20 protein-coding genes and 2 tRNA genes are annotated in these 22,654 nt (G+C 64.3%); 10 read left to right on the top strand and 12 right to left on the bottom strand.

Going from position 1 to position 22,654, the window contains the following annotated elements; genetic code table 11:
• Nucleotides 1-169: 169 nt before the first annotated feature.
• Complete coding sequence (locus C560_RS0109510; RefSeq protein WP_026538029.1) at nt 170-1,042, top strand: glycosyltransferase; 873 nt, start codon at nt 170-172, stop codon at nt 1,040-1,042.
• Nucleotides 1,043-1,094: 52 nt separating this feature from the next.
• On the opposite strand, the gene C560_RS0109505 is transcribed toward C560_RS0109510, so the two are convergent.
• Nucleotides 1,095-2,024 (bottom strand): DMT family transporter, encoded by a 930-nt coding sequence (locus C560_RS0109505; RefSeq protein WP_026538028.1) that lies wholly within the window; start codon nt 2,022-2,024, stop codon nt 1,095-1,097.
• 131 nt (nt 2,025-2,155) lie between these two features.
• Here C560_RS0109505 and C560_RS0109500 point away from each other — a divergent pair, with 131 nt between their 5' ends.
• Nucleotides 2,156-2,524 (top strand): cupin domain-containing protein, encoded by a 369-nt coding sequence (locus C560_RS0109500; protein ID WP_026538027.1) that lies wholly within the window; start codon nt 2,156-2,158, stop codon nt 2,522-2,524.
• A 58-nt stretch (nt 2,525-2,582) separates the two neighbouring features.
• Here the strand turns inward: C560_RS0109500 and C560_RS0109495 are convergent.
• The 11 genes from C560_RS0109495 to dnaA all read right to left on the bottom strand — a co-directional run bounded on the left by C560_RS0109495 (nt 2,583) and on the right by dnaA (nt 14,965).
• A tRNA-Ala gene (locus C560_RS0109495) sits at nt 2,583-2,658 on the bottom strand.
• Nucleotides 2,659-2,730: 72 nt separating this feature from the next.
• Nucleotides 2,731-2,847, bottom strand: coding sequence for a DLW-39 family protein (locus tag C560_RS23805; protein WP_018775663.1), 117 nt, complete (start codon nt 2,845-2,847; stop codon nt 2,731-2,733).
• 69 nt (nt 2,848-2,916) lie between these two features.
• Nucleotides 2,917-2,990: transfer RNA gene (locus C560_RS0109485), tRNA-Ile, on the bottom strand.
• A gap of 98 nt (nt 2,991-3,088) precedes the next feature.
• Nucleotides 3,089-3,721 (bottom strand): DUF3566 domain-containing protein, encoded by a 633-nt coding sequence (locus tag C560_RS0109480; RefSeq protein ID WP_026538026.1) that lies wholly within the window; start codon nt 3,719-3,721, stop codon nt 3,089-3,091.
• The gene (gyrA, locus tag C560_RS0109475; protein ID WP_026538025.1) at nt 3,718-6,444 is read right to left on the bottom strand and encodes a DNA gyrase subunit A; all 2,727 of its coding nucleotides are present in this window, start codon (nt 6,442-6,444) and stop codon (nt 3,718-3,720) included. Before gyrA ends, C560_RS0109480 begins: the two co-directional genes overlap by 4 nt.
• A gap of 60 nt (nt 6,445-6,504) precedes the next feature.
• A complete protein-coding gene (gene gyrB, locus C560_RS0109470) occupies nt 6,505-8,604 on the bottom strand; it encodes a DNA topoisomerase (ATP-hydrolyzing) subunit B (protein WP_026538024.1) in 2,100 nt (699 codons plus the stop codon).
• 414 nt (nt 8,605-9,018) lie between these two features.
• Nucleotides 9,019-9,579: a DUF721 domain-containing protein gene (locus tag C560_RS0109465; RefSeq protein WP_018775667.1), complete on the bottom strand. Its 561-nt coding sequence runs from the start codon at nt 9,577-9,579 to the stop codon at nt 9,019-9,021.
• A complete protein-coding gene (gene recF / locus C560_RS0109460) occupies nt 9,576-10,802 on the bottom strand; it encodes a DNA replication/repair protein RecF (RefSeq protein ID WP_026538023.1) in 1,227 nt (408 codons plus the stop codon). Before recF ends, C560_RS0109465 begins: the two co-directional genes overlap by 4 nt.
• Before the next feature lie 46 nt (nt 10,803-10,848).
• Nucleotides 10,849-11,733: a phosphogluconate dehydrogenase (NAD(+)-dependent, decarboxylating) gene (gnd, locus tag C560_RS0109455; protein WP_026266810.1), complete on the bottom strand. Its 885-nt coding sequence runs from the start codon at nt 11,731-11,733 to the stop codon at nt 10,849-10,851.
• Nucleotides 11,734-11,832: 99 nt separating this feature from the next.
• A complete protein-coding gene (dnaN, locus tag C560_RS0109450) occupies nt 11,833-12,957 on the bottom strand; it encodes a DNA polymerase III subunit beta (RefSeq protein ID WP_018775670.1) in 1,125 nt (374 codons plus the stop codon).
• A 586-nt stretch (nt 12,958-13,543) separates the two neighbouring features.
• Entirely contained in the window at nt 13,544-14,965 is a 1,422-nt protein-coding gene (gene dnaA, locus C560_RS0109445) for a chromosomal replication initiator protein DnaA (RefSeq protein WP_018775671.1), read from the bottom strand.
• Nucleotides 14,966-15,429: 464 nt separating this feature from the next.
• On the opposite strand from dnaA, the gene rpmH reads away from it, so the two are divergent.
• The 8 genes from rpmH (at nt 15,430) to C560_RS0109410 (ending at nt 21,147) form a co-directional block, all read left to right on the top strand.
• Nucleotides 15,430-15,567 (top strand): 50S ribosomal protein L34, encoded by a 138-nt coding sequence (rpmH, locus tag C560_RS22985; protein WP_003800212.1) that lies wholly within the window; start codon nt 15,430-15,432, stop codon nt 15,565-15,567.
• A 41-nt stretch (nt 15,568-15,608) separates the two neighbouring features.
• On the top strand, nt 15,609-16,019 hold the full coding sequence (gene rnpA / locus C560_RS0109440; protein ID WP_026266811.1) for a ribonuclease P protein component: 411 nt from the start codon (nt 15,609-15,611) through the stop codon (nt 16,017-16,019).
• On the top strand, nt 16,012-16,407 hold the full coding sequence (gene yidD / locus C560_RS0109435; protein WP_026266812.1) for a membrane protein insertion efficiency factor YidD: 396 nt from the start codon (nt 16,012-16,014) through the stop codon (nt 16,405-16,407). The genes rnpA and yidD overlap by 8 nt, the downstream gene beginning before the upstream one ends.
• Nucleotides 16,408-16,423: 16 nt before the next feature.
• Entirely contained in the window at nt 16,424-17,404 is a 981-nt protein-coding gene (gene yidC / locus C560_RS0109430; protein WP_026538022.1) for a membrane protein insertase YidC, read from the top strand.
• Nucleotides 17,404-17,994: a Jag family protein gene (locus C560_RS0109425; RefSeq protein ID WP_026538021.1), complete on the top strand. Its 591-nt coding sequence runs from the start codon at nt 17,404-17,406 to the stop codon at nt 17,992-17,994. The genes yidC and C560_RS0109425 overlap by 1 nt, the downstream gene beginning before the upstream one ends.
• A 16-nt stretch (nt 17,995-18,010) precedes the next feature.
• On the top strand, nt 18,011-18,661 hold the full coding sequence (rsmG, locus tag C560_RS0109420; RefSeq protein WP_018775676.1) for a 16S rRNA (guanine(527)-N(7))-methyltransferase RsmG: 651 nt from the start codon (nt 18,011-18,013) through the stop codon (nt 18,659-18,661).
• An 87-nt stretch (nt 18,662-18,748) separates the two neighbouring features.
• Nucleotides 18,749-19,816 (top strand): ParA family protein, encoded by a 1,068-nt coding sequence (locus C560_RS0109415; protein WP_081801657.1) that lies wholly within the window; start codon nt 18,749-18,751, stop codon nt 19,814-19,816.
• A gap of 68 nt (nt 19,817-19,884) precedes the next feature.
• Complete coding sequence (locus C560_RS0109410) at nt 19,885-21,147, top strand: ParB/RepB/Spo0J family partition protein (RefSeq protein WP_026538019.1); 1,263 nt, start codon at nt 19,885-19,887, stop codon at nt 21,145-21,147.
• Nucleotides 21,148-22,654: the final 1,507 nt, after the last annotated feature.

The following is a 22,654-nucleotide window of genomic DNA, read 5'->3' as shown; positions in this document are numbered from 1 at the left end:
GCTGAGTCGAGACCTTGCCCCGGGCAGTCCGGCTGCCGGCAGGTGCCCTGCACTCTCCAAGGGAGGGATTCCGCCACAGTGCGGGATCCCTCCCTTTGTTGGACGCGGCCTGCCCAGGGCGCGTCACGGTCCGTCTTCAAACCTCAGGCCAGGTGCTAAATTTGTGGTGATGTCACCCCATAGATCACCCCAGGATGCCTTGCTCCTTGCTCCGCCACCGGCTGTGTCTGTTGTGATCCCGGCGTACAACGAGGAAAGCGTCATCCGGCAGTGCCTGATCGCCGCGGTCTACCAGTCGGTGCCTGCCCACGAAATCATTGTGGTGGACAACCTGTCCAAGGACCGCACGGCGGAGATCGTGCGGCAGATGCAACTCGAGTATCCGGAGAGCCCCATCATCCTGCTCAGCCAGGACCGCGCCCAGGGGCTCATTCCCACGCGCAACTTCGGTCTGGACCACGCCACGGGCGATATCCTCGGCCGGATCGACGCCGATTCCGTGCTGGAACCGGACTGGGTGGAGCAGGTGCAGAAAGCCTTCGCCGACGAGTCTGTGCACGCTGCGACCGGTCCGGTGGTCTATTACGACATGCCCATGCGCCGGTTCGGGCTCAAGGCCGACGACAAAATGCGCCAGCTGATGCTCAGGCTCGCCAAGCACCAGTATCACTTCCTCTTCGGGTCCAACATGGCTCTGCGCCGCTCGGCTTGGGAGACCATCCGCGCAGAAACCTGCCGCGACGAGCGGGACGAGATGCACGAGGACATCGATCTTTCGCTGCACCTGGCCGACCACGAGCTCCGGATCCAGTACTGGCCGCAGATGATCTCGGGCATGTCGGCCCGGCGGCTGGAGGACTCGCCGCGCGATTACCGCTACTACGTGACGCGCTTTGACCGCACCTACAAGGCCCACAACGTCAAGAAGATGGCACTGAAGGCACCCATGGTGGTCTTCTTCTCGGTCTACTTCCCGGCGAAGCTCCTCCGCGCCATCCACACGGTCAACGTTCCCCAGCCAGCCCGCCGCGGCGGCCAATAGCGGCCAACCGGCGGCCACGAGGCCGCCGGGTGATGCGGCCGCTGGGAGCGGCCTAGTCGGTGCCGAGCTCCGCCAGCCGCTCTTCACCGGCTCCCTCGGCCGTCCTCCGGGCGGCGCGCGAGCCTCGTTGCCCCAGGACCACGACGGCGAGCCCCACCAGGATCATCGCCAGCCCCACGTAGGTCCCGGCCGGCAGCGTCTCGTCCAGGAAGGCTGCGGCCAGGAGCGCCGCTCCCGGGATTTCCAGCAGGATGATCATGGACACGAGCAGCGGGCTCATGGTTGCCAGCAGGTGGTTGAACGCGGAGTGTCCCACCAGTTGTGCGCACACGGTGATCGCGAGGATCCCCAGCCAGCCGGCTGCCTCGAATCCTCCCAGCGGCTCTCTGGCCACCAGCGCCATGACCGCCACAACCGCGGCGCACATGCCGTAGCACAGGGTCGTGTAGACGCCGGTGCTCATGCTCTGCCGCGCCTTGCCTCCGGCGAGCGTGTAGATGCCCGCCAGGGCGCCGCCGGCGACAGCCAGGAGATCGCCCACGAGGGCCTCGGGCGAGGAGCCCATATCGAACCCGGTAATTGTCACCACGCCGCCGAAGGCGAGCCCCAGCCCCACCAGGACCGGCCAGCGGAGCCGGACTCCCCGGAAGAGCTGGAAGATCGCGATCCAGCCGGATTGCAGGCATACCAGTGCCGTGGCCGCCGCGACCGATGTCAGCTGCAGGGAGGTAATGAAGCACGCGAAGTGCAGGGCCAGTGCCACCGCCGCGGCGAGTGACCAGCGGAACTCCGCTCCAGTCACCTTTCCGAACTGACGGGGATTGCGGACCACAACAGGACCGGCCATCACCACCGCTCCAATGGCGTTGCGCCAGAACGCGATGGCGAGGGCACTGACTGACGTGGCGCCCAGCGTGGCGGCAATGAGCGGTCCGGACGAGGCCACCCCCAGCACCCCTACGGCTGCAAGTAAGAAGTTCACGCTCCAACACTAGTGGGACGGACCGCAGGGGCCTTTACAGCCGCTGCGCCTTGACCGGTGCATACCGCAGTGCCACCCTTAAGTCGCGGTCTCACATCCCGGTTTCGCCATCATCGAAGAAGGAGACCATCATGGCGTCAATGATCCGCAAGAGCCTGGACGATCCCGAAGAGACACGCCCCGTTGCCGAGGGCATGGGTCAGGTGGATCTCGTCAACCTCGAGGCCGGCCCGGTTGGACGGGCCACCTTCCTTCCGGGCTGGAAATGGTCAGACCACGTCAAGCCGATCGCCAAGACTGACAGCTGCATGGCCAGCCATACCGGCTACACAATTTCCGGCCGCATCAAAGTTGTCATGGACGACGGCGAAGAACTCGAATTCGGGCCCGGCGACTTCGGCGTGATTCCGCCGGGCCACGACGCCTGGGTGCTCGGCGACGAGCCCTACGTGTTTATCGACTGGCAAGGGATGGCGGACTACGCCAAGCCGAAGGAGTGAGTGGAGAAGGCATGAAAAAAGCCCCGGACCGCGTTTCCGCGGTCCGGGGCTTTTCCTATGGTGGAGGCACGGGGACTCGAACCCCGAACCCCCTGCTTGCAAAGCAGGTGCGCTACCAATTGCGCCATGCCCCCATAAGAAGCAACCCGACAATCATACCCTAGGTCCGGAGAGCTGATTTCCAGCTTCCATCCCCGGGCTCCGGGCTAGTCAACCGTATCGGTTGAATTGCTCCAGATCACTTTCCGGGCTTCGGATTCCTGCACTTTCCTGTAGAGGAAGACGCCTGCGACCGTGGCTGCGATAACCAGCAACTTCTTCACATGCACCCCGTTCCGGTTCTGTCATGGACGAACCTTCACTTACCTCTGCCAGAACCAGTACCGGTTCCGTGGGCGTACCAGGACTTGAACCTGGGACCTCTTCGTTATCAGCGAAGCGCTCTAACCGCCTGAGCTATACGCCCCGATGCCTCATCGGGCCGAGATATGACTGTACAGCACATCCCGGCCCGATCTCAAATCGAGGCCCTTTTCCGCGGGATTCCGCGGAAAAGTTCGGGAATTAGTCGTCCGTGAGGGTCACGCCGATGCCGCCGACGAGTGTCGCGGCAATGTTGTACAGCACCGCCGAAAGCATCGAGAGCGCCGTCAGCAACACCACGTTGATCACGGCGATGATGGTGGCGAATGACGCCACCTGCCCCAGGGATGCAACCTTCTTCAATTCAAAGCCGCCGCCCTCGGAACCGGCGAGGGTCCCGAGCAGGCTGTCCACCTGGTCAAAGATCCCGGTCAGGTCCAAAACGGTCCAAAGCACGATCGCCGCCACGACGGTGACGATGCCCAGCGCCACGGAGAGCAGGAAGGCCATCTTCAGCACGGACCAGGGGTCCACCTTGCTGACCAGCAGCCTGGCACGGCGCACCTTGGCCTTGGGGGCGGGCTTGATCAGCCCGGGAGTGCCCTGCCCGCCGGACGGTGCGGGGCGCTGGCCCGGGGCGGCGGGGCGCTGGCCGGGGACCGTGGGGCGCTGGCCGGGTGCCGGGGGACGCTGTCCCGTTCCCGTGGCTGCGCCGGATACGCCGGGGCGCTGCTGCGGACGCGAGGGGGCGCCTACGCGCGGTGCGGCGGCGGGTTGCCGCACTCCGCTTGGCACGCCGCTGCTCGGCTTGGGATATGAGTCGGAATTACTCACTCGTTACCTCCGGTGTTGTCTTCGTCCAGCTCGGCATTGCCTGATGACTCATCTGACTCCGGGGCCGGTACTGATTCTGCCGTTGCGGACTCGTCCTGCTGTCCGCCATCTTCAGCCAACGTTACGTCATCCGGGGAGGAAGCCCGATTTTCAGCGCCTTCACCGGCATTTTCGCCGGCGTCCTCGCCTTCGATCGGTTCCTCGCCTTCGAGCCCGCGTTCGCTGTTGCGCGCCACCGCGATGATGCGGTCGTTCTTGTCCGGCTTGGCGAAAATCACGCCCATGGTGTCGCGGCCCTTGGCGGGGACACCCGTCACCGAGGAACGCACCACTTTGCCGCCCTCCATGACCACCAGCACTTCGTCTTCCTCGTTGACAATGAGGGCTCCGACGAGGTGGCCGCGTTCTTCCTGGTACTTGCCGACCTTGATGCCCAGGCCGCCGCGGCCCTGGAGCCGGTATTCCTCCACAGCGGTCCGCTTGGCAAAGCCGCCCTCAGTGACGATGAAGACGTACGAGCCGTCCTTGACGACGTCGGCCGCGAGCAGTTCGTCGTCTTCGCGGAACTTCATGCCGGTCACGCCCGAGGTGGCACGGCCCATCGGGCGCAGCGCATCGTCCGTCGCGGTAAAGCGGACAGACTGGCCCTTGCGGGACACCAGCATGAGGTCGTCGGTATCGGAGACCAGCTGGGCCGAGACGAGCTCGTCGCCGTCGCGCAGGTTGATGGCGATCACGCCGGCGGACCGGTTGGTGTCGTAGTCCTCCAACCGGGTCTTCTTGACCAGGCCGCGCTTGGTGGCGAGCACCAGGTACGGGGCGTGCTGGTAGTCGCGCAGGTCCAGCACCTGGGCGATGTGCTCATCCGGCTGGAAGGCCAGCAGGTTGGCCACGTGCTGACCCTTGGCGTCGCGCCCGGCCTCGGCGAGCTCGTACGCCTTGGCGCGGTAGACCCGTCCGAGGTTGGTGAAGAACAGCAGCCAGTGGTGCGTGGTGGTGACGAAGAAGTGCTCCACGACGTCGTCCCCGCGCAGCTGGGCGCCCTTGATGCCCTTGCCACCACGCTGCTGGGAGCGGTAGTTGTCGCTGCGGGTGCGCTTGACGTAGCCGCCGCGGGTAATGGTGACCACCATTTCCTCTTCGGGGATCAGGTCCTCCATGGACATGTCGCCGTCGAAGCCCATGAGCACCTTGGTGCGGCGGTCGTCGCCGTGCTTGGCCACGATTTCGCCCAGTTCCGTGCTGATGATCTCGCGCTGGCGCTCTTCGGAGGCCAGGATCGAGTTGTACTCGGCGATCAGGGCCTCCAGCTCGGCATGGCGGTCCTGGATCTTCTGGCGTTCCAGTGCCGCGAGCCGGCGCAGCTGCATGTCCAGGATGGCCCGGGCCTGCAGCTCATCGATGTCCAGCAGTTCCATCAACCCGTCGCGTGCGGCCTCGGTGGTGTTGGAGGCGCGGATGAGCGCGATCACCTCGTCGAGCGCGTCCAGCGCCTTGAGCAGGGCGCGGAGGATGTGTGCTTCCTCCTCGGCCTTGCGCAGGCGGTAGCGGGTGCGGCGGGCGATGACGTCCATCTGGTGGGTGACCCAGTGGCGGATGAACGCGTCAAGGCTGAGCGTACGCGGCACCCCGTCAACGATGGCTAGCATGTTGGCGGCGAAGTTGTCCTGCAGTTGGGTGTGCTTGTAGAGGTTGTTCAGCACCACCTTGGCCACGGCGTCACGCTTGAGCACAATCACCAGGCGCTGCCCGGTGCGGCCCGAGGTCTCATCGCGGAGGTCGGCGATTCCTGAGATCTTGCCGTCCCTGACCAGTTCGGCGATCTTGATGGCCAGGTTGTCCGGGTTGGCCTGGTACGGCAATTCGGTGACCACCAGGCACGTGCGGCCCTGGAGTTCCTCGACGCTGACCACGGCGCGCATCGTGATGGAACCGCGGCCGGTGCGGTACGCATCCTCGATGCCCTTGTGGCCGAGGATGGTCGCACCGGTCGGGAAGTCCGGTCCCTTGATGCGCAGGAGGAGTTCTTCGAGCAGTTCCTCACGGCTGGCCGTCGGGTTGGCGAGGTACCACTGCACACCGTCGGCGACTTCCCGGAGGTTGTGCGGCGGGATGTTGGTGGCCATGCCGACGGCGATGCCCGAGGAGCCGTTGACCAGCAGGTTGGGGAACCGGGCCGGCAGGATGGTCGGCTCCTGGTTCTTCCCGTCGTAGTTGTCCTGGAAGTCGACAGTTTCCTCGTCGATGTCCCGGACCATCTCCATGGCGAGCGGCGCCATCTTGGTTTCGGTGTACCGCGGGGCGGCCGCGCCGTCGTTGCCGGGCGAGCCGAAGTTTCCTTGGCCGAGCGCCAGCGGGTAGCGCATGGTCCAGTCCTGGATCAGGCGGACCAAGGCATCGTAGATCGCGGTGTCGCCGTGCGGGTGGTACTGGCCCATGACCTCGCCGACGACGCGGGCGCACTTGTTGAAGGACCGTTCCGGGCGGTAGCCGCCGTCGAACATCGCGTAGAGCACGCGGCGGTGGACGGGCTTGAGGCCGTCGCGGACGTCCGGCAGGGCCCGGCCCACGATCACGGCCATGGCGTAGTCGAGGTAGGAGCGCTGCATTTCGGTCTGCAGGTCCACCTGCTCGACGCGGTCGGTCAGTACGTCGCCGTCGAGGATGGCGCCTTCAAGGACGGGCTCGGAGCCGGCCGGCACCTCTGGTGTTTCGTCACTCATAGTCTATATTTTCCGTTTCAGGTATATATCAGTCCGGGCATATTCGGGGCGTGGTGCCCGCTAAATGTCCAGGAACCGAACGTCCTTGGCGTTCTGCTGAATGAAGTTTCGGCGCGATTCAACGTCCTCGCCCATCAGGACCGAGAAGATCTGGTCTGCCGCCAGGGCATCGTCCATCGTGACCTGCAGCAGCGTCCGGTGGTCCGGGTCCATGGTGGTGTCCCACAATTCCGTGTAGTCCATTTCACCGAGGCCCTTGTAGCGCTGGATGCCGTTGTCCTTGGGGATCCGGCGGCCGGCGGCCTGGCCCGAGAGCAGCTTCGCGTCGCGTTCGCGGTCGCTGTAGACGTAATCGTGCGGGGCGTTGGACCACTTGATCCGGTACAGCGGCGGCTGCGCGAGGTAGACATAGCCGTTTTCGATCAGCGGGCGCATGTAGCGGAACAGCAGCGTCATCAACAGCGTCGTGATGTGCTGGCCGTCGACGTCGGCATCGGCCATGAGCACGATCTTGTGGTAGCGCAGCTTGGCGATGTCGAAGTCCTCGCCAATGCCGGTGCCGAAGGCCGTGATCATGGACTGGACCTCGGCATTGCCGAGCGCCTTGTCCAGGCGGGCCCGTTCCACATTCAGGATCTTGCCGCGCAGCGGCAGGATGGCCTGGGTCTCCGGGTTGCGGCCGCGCTTGGCCGAACCGCCGGCGGAGTCACCCTCCACGATGTAGACCTCGCACAGTTCCGGGTTCTTCGAGGAGCAGTCGGAGAGCTTGCCGGGCATGCCGAACGATTCCAGCGGGCTCTTGCGGCGGGCGTTGTCCCGGGCCTTCCGCGCGGCCATGCGGGCCTGGGCGGCGGAGATGGCCTTGCGGATGACGTCCCGGGCGGGGCCGGGGTTGCGTTCGAGCCAGTCGCCCAGGCCGTCGGTGACAACGCGCTGGACAAAGCCCTTGACCTCGGAGTTGCCGAGCTTGGTCTTGGTCTGGCCCTCGAACTGCGGCTCCGAGAGTTTTACGGAAATGACAGCCGTCAGGCCCTCGCGGATATCGTCCCCGGTGAGGTTGTCTTCCTTTTCCTTGATGATGTTCTTCTCCCGCGCGTAGCGGTTGATGAGTGAAGTCATCGCGGCGCGGAAACCCTCTTCGTGGGTGCCGCCCTCGTGCGTGTTGATCGTGTTGGCGTAGGTGTGGACGCTCTCGGAGTACGCGTTGGTCCACTGCATCGCCATTTCAAGGGCAATGTGCCGTTCCGTGTCCTCGGTTTCGAAGGCGATGACGTCCTCGTGGACCACATCAACTTTCTTGCCGGAATTCAGGTGCTTGACGTAGTCCAGCAGGCCGTCGTCGTACTGGTAGACCACGGTGTGGAATTCCGCGGGGATTTCGCCTTCGGTGGGGACGGTGTCCAGGTCCAGGTCGTCGTCCCCGGACGGTTCCTCCGGAGCGCGGCGCTCGTCCGTCAACGTGATGCGCAGGCCCTTGTTGAGGAAGGCCATCTGCTGGAAACGGGCCCGCAGTGTTTCGAAGTCGAAATCGGTGCTCTCGAAGATGCTGGCGTCGGGGTAGAACGTCTGGGTGGTGCCGGTCTCGGTGGTTTCCTCGCCCTGGACCAGGCCGCCCTGCGGCTTGCCGCCGTCGGCGAAGGACATCCGCCAGACGTGTCCCTGGCGGCGGACCTCGGTGTCGACCCGGCTGGAGAGCGCGTTGACCACCGAAATGCCGACGCCGTGCAGTCCGCCGGAGACGGCATATCCGCCGCCGCCGAACTTGCCGCCGGCGTGCAGGATCGTCATGACGACTTCCACTGTGGGCTTGTGCTCGGTGGGGTGCATATCCACGGGGATGCCGCGGCCGTTGTCGACCACCTTGACGCCGCCGTCGGCCTGCAGCACGATTTCGATGTGCGTGCAGTAGCCGGCCAGGGCCTCGTCCACCGAGTTGTCCACCACCTCATAGACCAGGTGGTGCAGACCGCGGGGGCCGGTGGAGCCGATGTACATGCCGGGACGTTTCCGGACAGCTTCCAGGCCTTCAAGTACGGTGATGTCGCTGGCGCCGTACTCCCGCGATGTCGCGGTCCCCGATGGCGCCGCCGCCGCAGCTTCTTGTTCCACCGCTTCCGCTACGTCTTCCACTGCCGGGATCTCTGCATTGTCGTTAGCCACAGGCGCTTTCGACTCCTCTATGTTCGTTGAAGGCCGGCCCTTGCCCCTTCCGTGGAAAAGGCTCCTGCCAACAGGCACGTCACTGACGACGCCGGGTGTTTCCGCTGACTTGGGGATCCCGTCCGCCGCACGCTGAAATTGCGTCGGAAACGGACTCAGTCAACGCTTCACCGGCGCCCAGTTATCTAGACCGATTCTATCGTGTTATAGGGGCCAAACCCGCATTCCACGGCGCCAAACGGGCGGGAAAGTGCCGCTGGGAGGGCGCTGGCTCCCCCTGCAAGGCATTCGGGGTCCAGCCCTAGGGTTCCTATACGACTCCGGGGCGTTCAAGCGCCCTACACGCCGCTTGCGGATTTTTCAAGGGTTTTTGCAAGAAGTGCTTCAGATCCGGTGCCCGCCAGGGGTCCCGGGCTATCCGTACGTGTCGCGGGGACCGCGGCCATTGACCGTCCGGAGGCCCTTGCGCCAGCTCGGGGCGGCGGGTCCGAGCACCTGGATGCTGGTGACCACGCCGTCGCCAAGCTCGGTCCGGAATTTTTCCAGCAGGCTGCTGCTCAGCAGCCGCAGCTGGGTTGCCCAAGCCGTGGAATCGGTCCGCACATGCAAGGTGGTGTCGGTAAAACTCTCGGGGGTGCAGTGCGCCGAGATCTCCGGGCCCACCAGCACGGCCCACTGCGCCATGACGGAGCCGACGGCCACCGGCGAGCTCCAACCGCGTTCGGCCACGAGGCGTCCCACGACTTTTCCGAGGCCCAGCGGATCCCTGCCGGTGCCGTGGAATTGGGAGAACCCGCGGGTTCCCCGGGCGGCGCGGGCGGGTTTCTGGCTGCCGGCACCGGAGCGCGGCACCGCCCGCCGGATTTCGCCCCGGGCCGCGGCGGCGTCGCGCATCCGGTTCAATGCGGCCTGCGCGGCGTCGATGTCGTCGGGGTCACGGCCGGGCTGCAGGCCGCCGTCGGTATCCTTATTCATCGATTTTCCTGCTCATCGATTCCTCCCGGGATGACCTTCACCCGCCGTCCGGTCAGCTCCGCCGGGATATCGTCCTCGACGGCGGCAGTGACCAGCACTTGCTCGGCGCCGGATACTATTGCCGCCAGTTTACGCCGCCGCTGCACGTCGAGTTCGGCAAAGACGTCGTCCAGGATCAGGATCGGGGGCGACCCGCCCGTGCGGGCGTCGTCGAGCATGACGTAGTAGGAGGCCAGGCGCAGGGACAGGCACATGGACCAGGTTTCCCCGTGTGAGGCGTAGCCCTTGGCCGGCGCCGAGCCAAGCACGAGCTCAAGCTCATCGCGGTGCGGCCCGACCAGCGAGATGCCCCGTTCCAGTTCCCTGCGCCGGGCTGCGGCGAAGGCCTGGATATAGCGGTCGGTGAGCTGTTCGACGGAGAGCAGCCGCAGGTCCTCCGCCGGTGCGGCCGCGTCCGTACCGGCGCCGTCCGCCGGGCCGGACTCCGCTGGTCTTGAGGTGGCGCCGTCGTCGTCCAGGCTGTCCTGCAGCGTGGAACGGTACACCGCAGTGGCCTCCTTGGACCCGTCGGTCAGCTGCGCGTAGGCGTTTTTCAGGTGCGGTTGCAGCCGGTCCACGAGCTCCAGGCGCGCGTGCAGCAGCTCGGCCCCGGCCCGGGCCATGTGCTGGTCCCAGACATCGAGCGTTGCCTCGTGCCCGGTGCTGAATTTTCCGGCGCGGGCCGACTTGAGCAGCGCGTTGCGCTGCTTCAGGACCCGGTCGTAGTCGCTCCTGGTTGCAGCGTGGCGCGGCATGAGGCTGACCAAGAGCTCGTCCAGGAACCGGCGGCGGCTGGACGGATCACCCTTCACCAAGGCCAGGTCCTCCGGCGCGAAGAGCACCGTCTGGCAGATGCCGAGCAGGTCCCTGGCACGGACCGGATTGCTCCGGTTGATCCGTCCGCGGTTGGCCCGGCCAGCGTTGATTTCCAGTTCCAGCACTGTCGACTGCTCGCCGCGGACCAGCTTGGCCCGGATCATGGCCCGCTCGGCACCAAACCGCAGCAGCGGGGCGTCCGTGCTGACCCGGTGCGAGTTGAGCGTGGCCAGATACCCGATCGCTTCCATCAGGTTGGTCTTGCCGATGCCGTTGGAGCCCACCAGGACGGTGACTCCGGGCTCAAGGCTGAGATCGACCTGGGCGTAGCTGCGGAAATCTGTGAGCGAGAGTTTTTCTAGGTACACGCGGGATTCAGGACTTCACAGGAAGGATTAATTTTGCCGGGCAGGATTACTTGGCCGGCCGGGTCGCGTGGCCGCCGAACTGGTGGCGCAGCGCCGAGACCATCTTCATGGCCGGCGAGTTGTCCTCGCGGGAGGAGAACCTGGCGAACAGCGCAGCCGTGATCGCCGGGGCCGGCACCGCGTTGGCAATTGCCTCCTCGACGGTCCAGCGGCCTTCGCCCGAGTCCTCGACGTAGTCGGAGATCGATTCCAGTCCGGGATCCTCGTCGAGGGCCTTGACCATGAGGTCCAGGAGCCAGGAGCGGACAACCGTCCCCTTTTGCCAGGCCCGGAAAGTGCCGGGAAGATCGGCGACGATCTCCTTGGCGGCCAGGAGCTCGTACCCCTCGGCGTAGGCCTGCATCAGGCCATATTCGATCCCGTTGTGGACCATTTTGGCGTAGTGGCCGGCCCCGACGCCGCCGACGTGCACGAAGCTGTCGGCCCGGTCGCCCGCGGGACGGAGCGCGTCGAAGACGGGCAGGGCCCGTTCGATATCTGCGGCATCGCCGCCCGCCATGAGGCCGTAGCCGTTCTGGAGGCCCCAGACTCCGCCGGACACGCCGCAGTCCGCAAAGCGGATTCCCTTTTCGGCCAGTGCGGCGCCGTGCTTCTGGTCTTCGGTGAAGCGGGAGTTGCCGCCGTCGATCACGAGGTCACCGGCGTCGAGCTTGGTGCCCAGTTCGGTGATCACGGCGTCGGTAATCTCCCCCGAGGGGACCATGACCCAGATGAGGCGCGGCGCCGGGACAGCGGCGATGAGTTCGTCCAGGGTGGCGACGTCGGCAACGTCGGGGTTGCGGTCAAATCCGGTGACCTCAATCCCGCCGTTGCGCAGCCGTTCGCGCATGTTGAAGCCCATTTTTCCAAGGCCGATTAGTCCGATGTGCACTTAGATGAACTCTTTTCTGCGCTGGGGTGCTTCGTTGAGGACGGCCGTGACGGCCCGCAGGGGCTGTGTTCCGGCGGTCCGGAACACAGCGGTGGCGGGCTAGTTGGGCAGCCGGACGGGCATGACGAGGTAGCGGTAGTCGCCCTGGTCCTCGCCTTCGGCGTCCTGCTGGGCCGTAATCATGGCCGGCTTGGGTGCGGTGGTGAAGGAGAAGCGCACGAACTTGGTTTCGATGACGCTCAGGCCCTCGATCAGGTAGTGCGGGTTGAAGGCCACGGTGATGTCCTCACCGGACAACTGGGCTTCGAGTTCCTCGGAGGCCTGGGCGTCCTCGCCGGTGCCGGCGTCCAGGTGCAGCTGACCTTGGGTGAAAGCGAGCCGGACAGGCGTGTTGCGTTCGGCCACGAGCGAGACGCGGCGCACGGCTTCGACCAGTTCCTGGGTCTGCACTGTGGCGTGGATGGGGGTGGAGTCCGGGAAGAGCGAACGGATCTTCGGGTAATCGCCGTCCACCAGCAGCGAGGTGGTGGTCCTGCCGCCGCTCTCGAAGCCGATCAGCCGGCTGTCGTCGTCGGCGAGGGCGATGTTGATGTCGCCGCTGCTGCCCAGGGTTTTCGCCACTTCGTTGAGGGTCTTGGCCTTGACCAGGGCGCTCGTGGAGATCCCCGGAGTCGCAGGCTTCCATGGGACTTCCCTCATGGCCAGGCGGTAGCGGTCGGTGGCCAGGAGGGTGATGAGATCGTCCTCGATTTCCATCCGCACGCCGGTCAGGATCGGCAGGGTGTCGTCCTTGCTGGCCGCGATAATCACCTGGGATACGGCCTGGGCGAACGAATCGCCGGGCACGGTGCCGCTGATTGTCGGCAGGGCCGGCAGCGGCGGGTATTCGGCCTCGGGCATCGTGGCCAGGTGGAAGCTGCTGCGGCGGCAGGTGAGCGTGACTTTGTTGCCGTCGGTTTCGACCTCGACGGGGGCGGAGGGCAGGCTGCGGCAGATGTCCGCGAGCAGGCGGCCCGATACCAGGATCGTGCCCTCGGCGCTGATGTCAGCAGGGATTTCGAGCCTCGCGGAGGTCTCGTAATCGAAGCTCGAAAGGCTGACGGTACCGGCTTCAGCCTTCAGGAGCAGGCCTGAAAGTACGGGAACGGGCGGCCGCGGAGACAACGACCGGGCGGTCCATGTCACGGCTTCTGCCAGGACGTCCCGTTCGACTCTGAACTTCACGGAAGGGTGCCGCCTTTCATTGCTGCTGTTAGTGCTGAAAATCGCTGAAACTGCTCAAGCTGGGGCGGACCTCGGCAGGGACGCCGAACTCCGTCAACAAGGGAATCGTCCGCCCACCCCGGGCCCCATGGCCCGGTAGGGACCACAAAAGATGTCCGGGACGGACGCACTGCAGACAGCTTAGCCCCAAGGTGAGCGTTTCTCCCATCCCCGGCTTACATCAGTGTTGTTCGCGGGGCCGGTCTCCTGCGCCGGTCCGGAACGGGCCTGGGCGCTGCTCGGAGGTGGGAAGGAGATTGTTGTTTGAGGGAATTTCATTTTCTTGGGATTAGTAGTGTTAATAACTGCTGTGGAAACTGTGGATAACTCGATCCTGCCGCACGAATCCGCGGTTAAGCCCTGTTCATGGGCTGTGGGCGGAGCAGGTTTTAAACAGGGTGTGGATGGGGACAAGATTTTTGGCCGACTGGCCAATCCACAGGCGCCTTAAGGGTTTTAAGCCCATTAACCGCGGTTGTCCCCTTAAGTATCCACAGGGTTGTCCACAGGGCCCTGTTAATAAGGTAAGAGTGCGCCGGCCGACGGCTCAGGAATTACGCTGCTGCTGCTTGATCCGGTTGGTCAGCTCGGTCACCTGGTTGTAGATGACCCGGCGCTCGGCCATGAGTTCGCGGATCTTGCGGTCGGCGTGGATCACGGTGGTGTGGTCGCGGCCGCCCAGCTCCTGCCCGATCTTGGGCAGGGACATGTCCGTCAGCTCCCGGCACAGGTACATCGCGATCTGCCGGGCGGTCACCAGTGTGCGGGTGCGCGACTTGCTGCAGAGTTCTTCCATGCTGAGCTTGAAGTAGTCGGCCGTCTGCGTGAGGATCTGGGCCGAGGTGATCTCCTGGGCACCGTCGTCGGTGATGAGGTCCTTGAGCACCATCTCGGCCAGGGCCACATCCACCGGCTGCCGGTTGAGGCTGGCGAAGGCCGTGACGCGGATGAGGGCGCCCTCAAGTTCGCGGATGTTGCTGGAAATCTTGGAGGCGATGTATTCGAGCGCATCGTCGGGCGCGGAGAGGCCCTCGCTGAGGGCTTTCTTCCGGAGGATCGCGATGCGCGTCTCCAGCTCGGGCGGCTGGATGTCGGTCAGCAGGCCCCATTCGAAGCGCGACTTCATGCGGTCCTCGAAGCCGGCGAGCAGTTTCGGCGGCTGGTCCGAGGTGATGACCACCTGCTTGTTGTTGTTGTGCAGGGCATTGAAGGTGTGGAAGAACTCCTCCAGCGTCCGGTCCTTGCCGGCCAGGAACTGGATGTCGTCGATCAGCAGCACATCCACGTTGCGGTACGTGGTCTTGAAGCTGGTGCCTTCATCGTCACGGATGGAGTTGATGAAGTCGTTGGTGAATTCCTCGGAATTGACGTAGCGGACCCGGATCCCGCTGTAGAGCCGGCGCGCATAGTGGCCGATCGCGTGAAGCAGGTGGGTTTTGCCGAGTCCGGAGTCGCCGTAGATGAACAGCGGGTTGTAGGCCTTCGCCGGCGCCTCGGCCACAGCCACGGCGGCTGCGTGGGCGAACCGGTTGGAGGACCCGATCACGAAGGTGTCGAAGACATACTTCGGGTTCAGGCGGCCGAATTCGTGCGAGGTGCTGGGCAGCATCGGCTGCGGCTTCAACTCCACGGTCGGGTCGGCGGCCAGGGAAAGCTCGACGGCGGGTTCGGGCTCCGTGTGCAGCGGCACCAGATCCGTGTCGACGTCGATCGCGCAGCGGATTTCGTCGGAGAACACGCTGCGGAGGGCGTCGTCGAGGGCTTCCTTGACCTGGGTCTGCAGCACCTCGCGGGTGAGCTCGTTGGGGACGGCCACCAGGAGGGTGGAACCAATCAGCCCCTGCGCCTGGGCGAGGATGACGAAGCCGCGCTGCCGGGGAGAGACACGGTGGTCGTTCTCCAGGAGGCTCACTACCCGCCGCCAGGAACTTCCGACAGTGTTGGCTTGGTTGGCTTCGTCTACTGTCATCAATCAGTTCCTCAAACTTGCTGGCCTGCATTACGTGCATCCGCGCGGTCCGGAGCTGTCCACCGGCCGGCTCAATCCACAGGGTTATGCACAGTCCGTGGATAAGGGGTTACTGAGACACTGTAGGGGATGAAAACGCCAGAAGATAGCTGGGTTGAGTCCTGTGGATAATTACACCGTTGTGGTTCTCAAATGGGGCGCGTGACGCACTTCATCCACAGGCTGCGGGAGCTGTTAGCCACAGCTGGGGATAGCCTGCGGAGCGACCCCCGGTTTGACTCGGGAGGTCGGCAAGCCCTAACGTTGTGAAGTCCCATGTGTACGCTTTTCGCCTTATCTGAATCTCTCCTGACGCCCCGCGTTGCGTGAATTACAGAGGTAAGCGGCACATACCAAAACTTAGCGTCGGCCAGTTCTTCCCCTTGATCGGGTGGGCGCACCTTTGATCCACTGGAGTAACTAACGTGAGCAAGCGGACTTTTCAGCCGAATAACCGCCGTCGAGCCAAGAAGCACGGCTTCCGCCTTCGTATGCGTACCCGTGCCGGCCGTGCCATCCTGGCAGCCCGTCGTGGCAAGGGCCGCACCGAACTGTCGGCCTAAATAACTGACTCGTCGGTCCACATCCCTGTGCGAGTTGAACGGTGCTAGCCACCAGGAACCGTCTGCGGACATCAACCGATTTTTCAACAACTGTACGTTCCGGTGTCCGCAATGGACGCCGGAACGTAGTGTTATATACGGCAGCTATTGCTGCCGATGAACCAAGCCGGATCGGATTCATCGTTTCCAAGAGTGTCGGGAACGCTGTTGTCAGGAACCTCGTTAAGAGGAGACTGAGAGAAGCCGGTGCATTGTCGTTGCAGAAATACGGCAGCGGGTTCGCCATTGTGGTCCGGGCCCTGCCCGCCGCGGCGGGAGCCAGCTGGGACCAGCTGCTCGCCGACTATGACACCGCTTTGGAAACGACCATGAAACGGCTGGGCAACCGCCTTCCGAAGGCTGCTTCACCAGGTTCTAACGAGACGACACAGGAAGGGACCCCGCGTGCATAACTCAACTGCCGCCGTCGTCCCTCCCGCAAAATCCGCAGCGGCATGGTTGGGCCGGGCAGTCTGGAATTTGCCCCGCAATGTCCTCATTCTGTTGCTCCTGGCGTACCGCAAGGTGATCTCACCGCTGTACGGCCAGGTTTGCCGTTTCTTCCCCAGCTGCTCGGCCTATGCCCTTGAAGCGATCACCGTCCACGGCGCGGTGAAGGGAAGCTGGCTGGCTGCCAGGCGCCTGTTGCGCTGCCATCCCTGGAATGCCGGTGGTGTGGACCATGTCCCCGCCGGCAAATGCGAGTGGCCCGCAGACCGCACCCCCACAATTGTTGTGCTGAACAATCCGGACAAGTACCTGGCTGCTCAGACTGATGGAGAAGGCCGCTCTGCGGCCTAACGAATAGGGATATCGTATGGACTTCTTTGAAACAATCATGTTTCCGTTCAAGTGGCTTGTGTCCGCCATCATGGTGGTCTTCCACGATGGCCTGAGCGCCATCGGCATGCCCGCCGCCAGCGGCTGGACGTGGACCCTGTCGATCATCGGGCTGGTGCTGGTGATCCGTGCCGCCCTGATTCCCGTGTTCGTCAAGCAGATCAAGGCCCAGCGGGGCATGCAGCTGCTGCAGCCGGATCTGAAGAAGCTGCAGGACAAGTACAAGGGCAAGACCGACCAGCTCTCCCGCCAGGCCATGGCGCAGGAGCAGATGGCCCTGTACAAGAAGCACGGCACCAACCCCTTCTCGGCCTGTTTGCCCATGCTGATCCAGATGCCGTTCTTCTTTGCCCTCTTCCAGGTCCTCTCCGGCATTACGGCTGCGGCCACCAGCGGGAAGAGCATCGGGGCGATGAGCCACGAACAGGTCGTCCAGTTTGATGAGTCGACCATCTTTGGCGCCCCGCTTTCCGCGACGCTGCTCCATGGCACCCCCCCGGGCGGCAACGTCGTCGCGGTGTGGGTTCTCTCCATCGTGATGATTCTGGCCATGACGGCCTCGCAGTTCATCACGCAGAAGCAGATCATGGCCAAGAACATGTCCGAAGAGGCGCTGGCCAGCCCGTTCATGCGCCAGCAGAAAATGATGCTCTACATCCTGCCGGTCGTCTTCGGTGTGGGTGGCATCAACTTCCCCATTGGTGTCCTGATCTACTGGACCACCACCAACCTGTGGACCATGGGACAGCAGTTCTTCGTGATCCGCCGGATGCCCACGCCCGGATCCCCGGCCGCCAAGGCCCTGGCCGAACGCCGGGCCGCCAAGGGCCTGCCCGTCCTGCCCCTCTTGGGCGGCAAGAAGGTCGACGCCGAGGCAGCCGAAGCCTCCGCCGCGGCCGCCGTCGAAGCCAAGACCCAGCGCGTCCAGCCGCAACGTAAGAACAGGAAGAGGAAGTAATGTCCGCCGAGAGCACCGAGCACGCTATTTCCGCCGAGTTTGACGACGACCGGGACGACGCCCAGAACGCAGCCGAGGACTCCTCACAGGGCGCGGAGGCCGGCGCGGGCAAGAGTGTCTCCGCCAGCCGCCTCGAAGAAGAAGGCGACGTCGCTGCGGACTACCTCGAGGAACTTCTGGACATCGCGGACATCGATGGCGACATTGACATCGAGGTCCGCAACGGCCGCACCTATATCTCGATCGTCGCCGAAGAAGAAGCCGCTGGGCTGGACAGCCTGGTGGGTCCTGACGGCGAGGTCCTTGAGGCCCTCCAGGAGCTGACGCGGCTCGCGGTCCTCTCCGCTACGGAGAACCGGTCCCGCCTGGTGCTGGACATCAACGGCTACCGTGCCGAGCGCGCCGGAGACCTGCAGAAGATCGCGGAAGACGCCGTCGCCGCTGTGAAGGATTCCGGTGAGGCAGTTGCCCTGGCTCCGATGAGCGCCTACGAGCGCAAGATCGTGCACGACGCCGTCGCCGACTTGGGACTCGTGAGCGAGTCCGAAGGCGAAGGTGCCGACCGGCACATCGTTGTCTCCGCAGACTGAACCGTTGACTAGCTTGATGGTTGAAATTACCGCCCCGGAACTCAAGGCAGCAGAGTCCATCTTCGGTGACCGCTTGGAACTGGCGAAGCGCTACGTCGAGCACCTGGCGACGTCCGGGACCGAACGGGGCCTGATCGGGCCCCGCGAAGTGCCGCGGCTTTGGAGCCGGCACGTGCTTAACTGCGCCGTCATCGAGAGCCAGATTGCCCACGGAAGCCATGTGGCCGACGTCGGCAGCGGAGCAGGCCTGCCCGGACTGTGCCTGGCCATCGCCCGGCCGGACCTGGAACTGACCCTGATCGAACCGCTGGAGCGCCGTGTCATTTGGCTCCAGGAAGTGGTTGACGATCTTGGCCTCGAGAACGTCACGATCATGCGCACCCGGGCGGAACTCGCGGTGGGGCTCGTGAACGCCGACGTTGTGACGGCCCGTGCGGTATCTGCGCTGTCCAATCTCGCCGGACTGACCATTCCGCTCCTGGCCGGCAAGGGCGAAGTCGTCGCCATCAAGGGACGCAGTGCCGGCGAGGAAATCGAAAAGGCCGCCAAGGTTATCCGCAAACTGGGCGGCATTCAGACGTCCGTGGTGGTGGTGGGTGAAGACCTGCTGGAGGAACCCACCACCGTTGTGCGAATCGTAGTGAACAAGCCTCAAAAGATTACCTAGCACCGGCCCCGGTGCCCGGGGAGTCTGAGGGGAAGAGGTTACGCTAGTAACCGGCAGTAAGAGCCGAATGAGAGTGAGCGTGTCATAGTGAGCAGTAGCGAAGCCTCCACACAACGGATCCCGCCGTTTGTGTCCCTGGGGTCCGCACGGGCGTTTACGGCTCCTGCAGTAGCTTTTGACTACTCCGGAAATCACACGGCTTCGGTTGCTAAGACGACCGGGATGGCCGGTGTTTCACGTGAAACATCCCTCCCGCACACGGGAAACGTGCTGGATTCAATCGACGACTCCAGTCCCATCGCCCGCGAACTCGCGCACGAAAACAAGCGCCGCGAGCGGTTGCTCGGCCGGCAGCTCCCCAAACCGGAGAAAACCCGGGTCTTCACCGTTTCCAACCAGAAGGGCGGCGTCGGCAAGACGACGACGACCGTGAACATCGCCGCCGCGCTGGCGGCCGCCGGCCTGAACGTGCTCGTGATCGATATCGATCCGCAGGGCAACGCCTCGACCGCCCTGGGTATCGAACACCACGCCGATGTTGACAGTATCTACGATGTGCTGATCAACGATGTCCCGCTGAAGGACGTCGTGGCTCCGTGCCCCGACATCGACAACCTGTTTTGTGCGCCCGCCACCATTCACCTTGCCGGTGCCGAAATTGAACTCGTCAGCCTGGTGGCCCGCGAGCAGCGGCTGCGCCGCGCAATCGATGTGTACTCCAAGGAGCGCGCCAAGAATGGCGAGGAGCGGTTGGACTACATCTTCATCGACTGCCCGCCGAGCCTCGGGCTGCTGACGGTAAACGCTTTCTGCGCGGCCGGTGAGGTTCTCATCCCGATCCAGTGCGAGTACTACGCCCTCGAAGGCCTCAGCCAGCTCCTGAAGAACATCGAGATGATCCAGAAGCACCTGAACGCCGATCTGGTTGTCTCCACGATTCTGCTGACCATGTATGACGGCCGCACGAATCTCGCTGCCCAGGTGGCAGCGGAGGTCCGGGAACACTTCCCGAAGCAGGTGCTCGGCGCTGTAGTGCCGAGGTCGGTGCGTATTTCCGAGGCACCGAGCTACCAGCAAACTGTCATGACGTATGATCCTTCTTCCAGCGGTGCCCTGTCCTACCTGGAAGCCGCCGCGGAAATCGCGGAACGTTAGAATCTTTTCGAGAATTGCACTAACCAGAGCCAGGTGAATCCCGGCTCTTCCACTGGAGGGATTTATCCATGAGCGATAAGCGACGCGGCCTCGGCCGTGGACTTGGCGCACTCATTCCAAGTTCCGCCGCGGCTAACGCCTCCGGAAACGGTGCTGCCCCATCCCGGCCCGTGGACCTCTTCTTTCCTGAAGCCCGAAAAAAGACAGCCGACGCCGAAGCGCTCCCGGACACCAATGCCGCGCAGGCCAAGGAGCCGGAGTCCACACCCGTCAACAACGGCGGTCGGTCTGATCTGACTGGTGACACCTCGGAGGCCGCAGGAGCTGACGTCGACGCAGATGCCGGCAAGGTCGACGTGACTGCCCCCGCAGCGACCAAGAAAACTCCCGCCCGGAAGTCGGCTGCCTCGAAGGCGGCGCCCGCTGCTGCCAAAGCGGCCGGCGCCGGCGAGCAGCTGGCGTTTGACTCCACGCCCGAGCACAGCGACGAGGGAACTGTTGAACTCGTAGAGGTGCCCGGTGTCAGGTTTGCCGAAATCCCGGTCACGGACATCCACCCCAACCGCAAGCAGCCCCGATCAGTCTTCGATGAAGACGACATGGCGGAGCTGGTGCACTCCGTGCGGGAAATTGGCGTCCTCCAGCCAATTGTGGTCCGTACCTCAACCGAAGAGGGTGGCGAACCGTATGAGCTCGTCATGGGTGAACGACGGTGGCGTGCAGTACAGGCCGCCGGCCTGGAAACTATCCCCGCGATTGTCCGTGACACGACCGACGACGACCTCCTTCGCGACGCGTTGCTGGAGAACCTGCACCGCAGCCAGCTGAATCCGCTTGAAGAGGCGGCGGCCTACCAGCAACTGCTCGAAGACTTTGGGACTACGCACGAACAGCTGGCGGATCGGATCGGACGTTCGCGGCCCCAGGTGTCGAACACCCTGCGGCTGCTGAAGCTGCCCCCGCTGGTGCAGCGCCGGGTTGCGGCAAACGTCATCTCCGCGGGGCACGCCCGCGCGCTGCTGGCCCTTCCGGACGCCGCGGCCATGGAACGCCTGGCGCAGAAGATTGTTTCGGAGGGCATGTCGGTCCGGGCGACCGAAGAGGCTGTGACTCTGTATCAGAGCCCCGCCTCGCCGGCCAAGAACAACATCCCGCGGCCGGGAGCCCGCCACGAGCGCCTGGATTACTTGGCATCGTCGCTGTCCGACCGCCTCGATACGAATGTCAAGATCTCGCTTGGTGCCCGCAAGGGTCGCGTCAGCATCGAGTTCGCCAGCGTCGAGGACCTGAACCGCATCATGGACGTCTTGACGCCAGGTGCGCCCAGCTAGCGCGCGATTCGCTGAGTTCTCCGGGAGGGTCTGTTTCACGTGAAACAGACCCTCCCTTTTTGCTGCTCCCGGCCCCCTGGTGCCGCCGAGACCGGTTGCACCGAGGATTTCCGGGCGGCTCCCACCCGCCATCGTCCTGGCCATGGCTCCGGCGTACCGGGGCTTTGGGAGTGGGACGGAGGCATCGCTCGACTCCCTGGCGGAGTCTGGGCTGCCATTTCCTGGCCGGCTTCGGCGAGGCAGGGCGTATAAGCAGCCGGACGCCTTGGTGGGAGGCAGGGCGCTATCTCTGGATGAAGCGGGGACTCCTTCCCCGGGTGTCCGCCGCGTTTCCGGTCTCCGCCCTGCCCCCGCTGTTTCTCCGGGGCAGGGCGGAGGTCGAATGGATCGCTAAGCGGATCGCATGAACCGCTAACGGAACGAAGGAGCAGCTAGGCGGATCCCGCCCGGACTGAACGGCGACTCTAGTACCTCCACGACGATCGCGCTCATCAGCAAGAACGATCGGCTGCCCGCTCCCCGGTGTTCATGGACTGCCTTTGGCTTTCGATCGATGTTTCACGTGAAACGGGGCAGCCAAACTTTGACTTCGAGGCGCACAAACGCGAGGCCGAGCAAACGACCATATGGCGGAGACGAATTGAGGCAGAAGAATTCGGTCAACGGCTGGGGTCGGCCGGCAATCGTCATCCCGGAACCCATCTTGGCCGGCGGACGGACCGGTTGCCCGTGGGCTATTCGGGCGCATTCGTCCTTTCGTAACCCGAATCAGGAGGAACGGCCTAGTACGATGTGGCCGGTTCCTGGGATGGTGAGGGCTCGTCGCAGCAACAGACGAACGTTCGGGCGGCCGGAGCTTGAGGCGCGAGCAGGGCTGGTGGGACAGCCGCCACGTCCTGGGGCGCCTCTCAAAGCGCCCTACGCGCCGCTGTGCGTTGCGAGGGCGCGTAGTTGGTTCCGTGACCGCGAAGCGGGCTGCAGGGCGCTGAGGCCTTGGACGCCGTGAGGTGCGTCGAAGCGGCCACTGCCCATCCTCCGGGAAGGTCGAGCAGTCTCGCTGCCTAGCGGTCTTCGTTCACGGAGGAACCCTTCGTAAGTGGGAATTGGGGTGGGGTACCCGGCTATCGCGTCCACGTTGTCAGTTGCTGCCGCGGCTTTGCTGTGGGAAGCCGTCGACTGCGAGACGGTTCTTTGGCTAAGTTTTACGCTCAATGATTGGCTCTAGGCGATTGCTCCACAGCCGACCATTCCTGCCCCTGGCACTTAGGCCAGTGGATTGTTGGGTACGGGTGACGATATTCGACGCTGGTCTGGCGGCGGTTGGTGGGCTTTTTGGTCTCGACGTGCGCCTCTACGCGATCCCTGAAGCAAGGTTTAGATGTGGGTTTGGTAGGGGCATGCACGAGGCCCTAGACAGGAGCTACTACGCAGTGCGGACCTCGACGCGGACTTGGACACGGCCTTCGCGTGGGCATGGACGCAACCTTGATATGCACGGCGCACTGGC

The sequence above is a fragment of the Arthrobacter sp. 9MFCol3.1 genome (assembly GCF_000620385.1).
Classification (GTDB): Bacteria; Actinomycetota; Actinomycetes; order Actinomycetales; family Micrococcaceae; genus Arthrobacter.
Note: the sequence above shows the minus strand (reverse complement) of the source record. Positions and strands in the feature narration are given on the sequence as shown.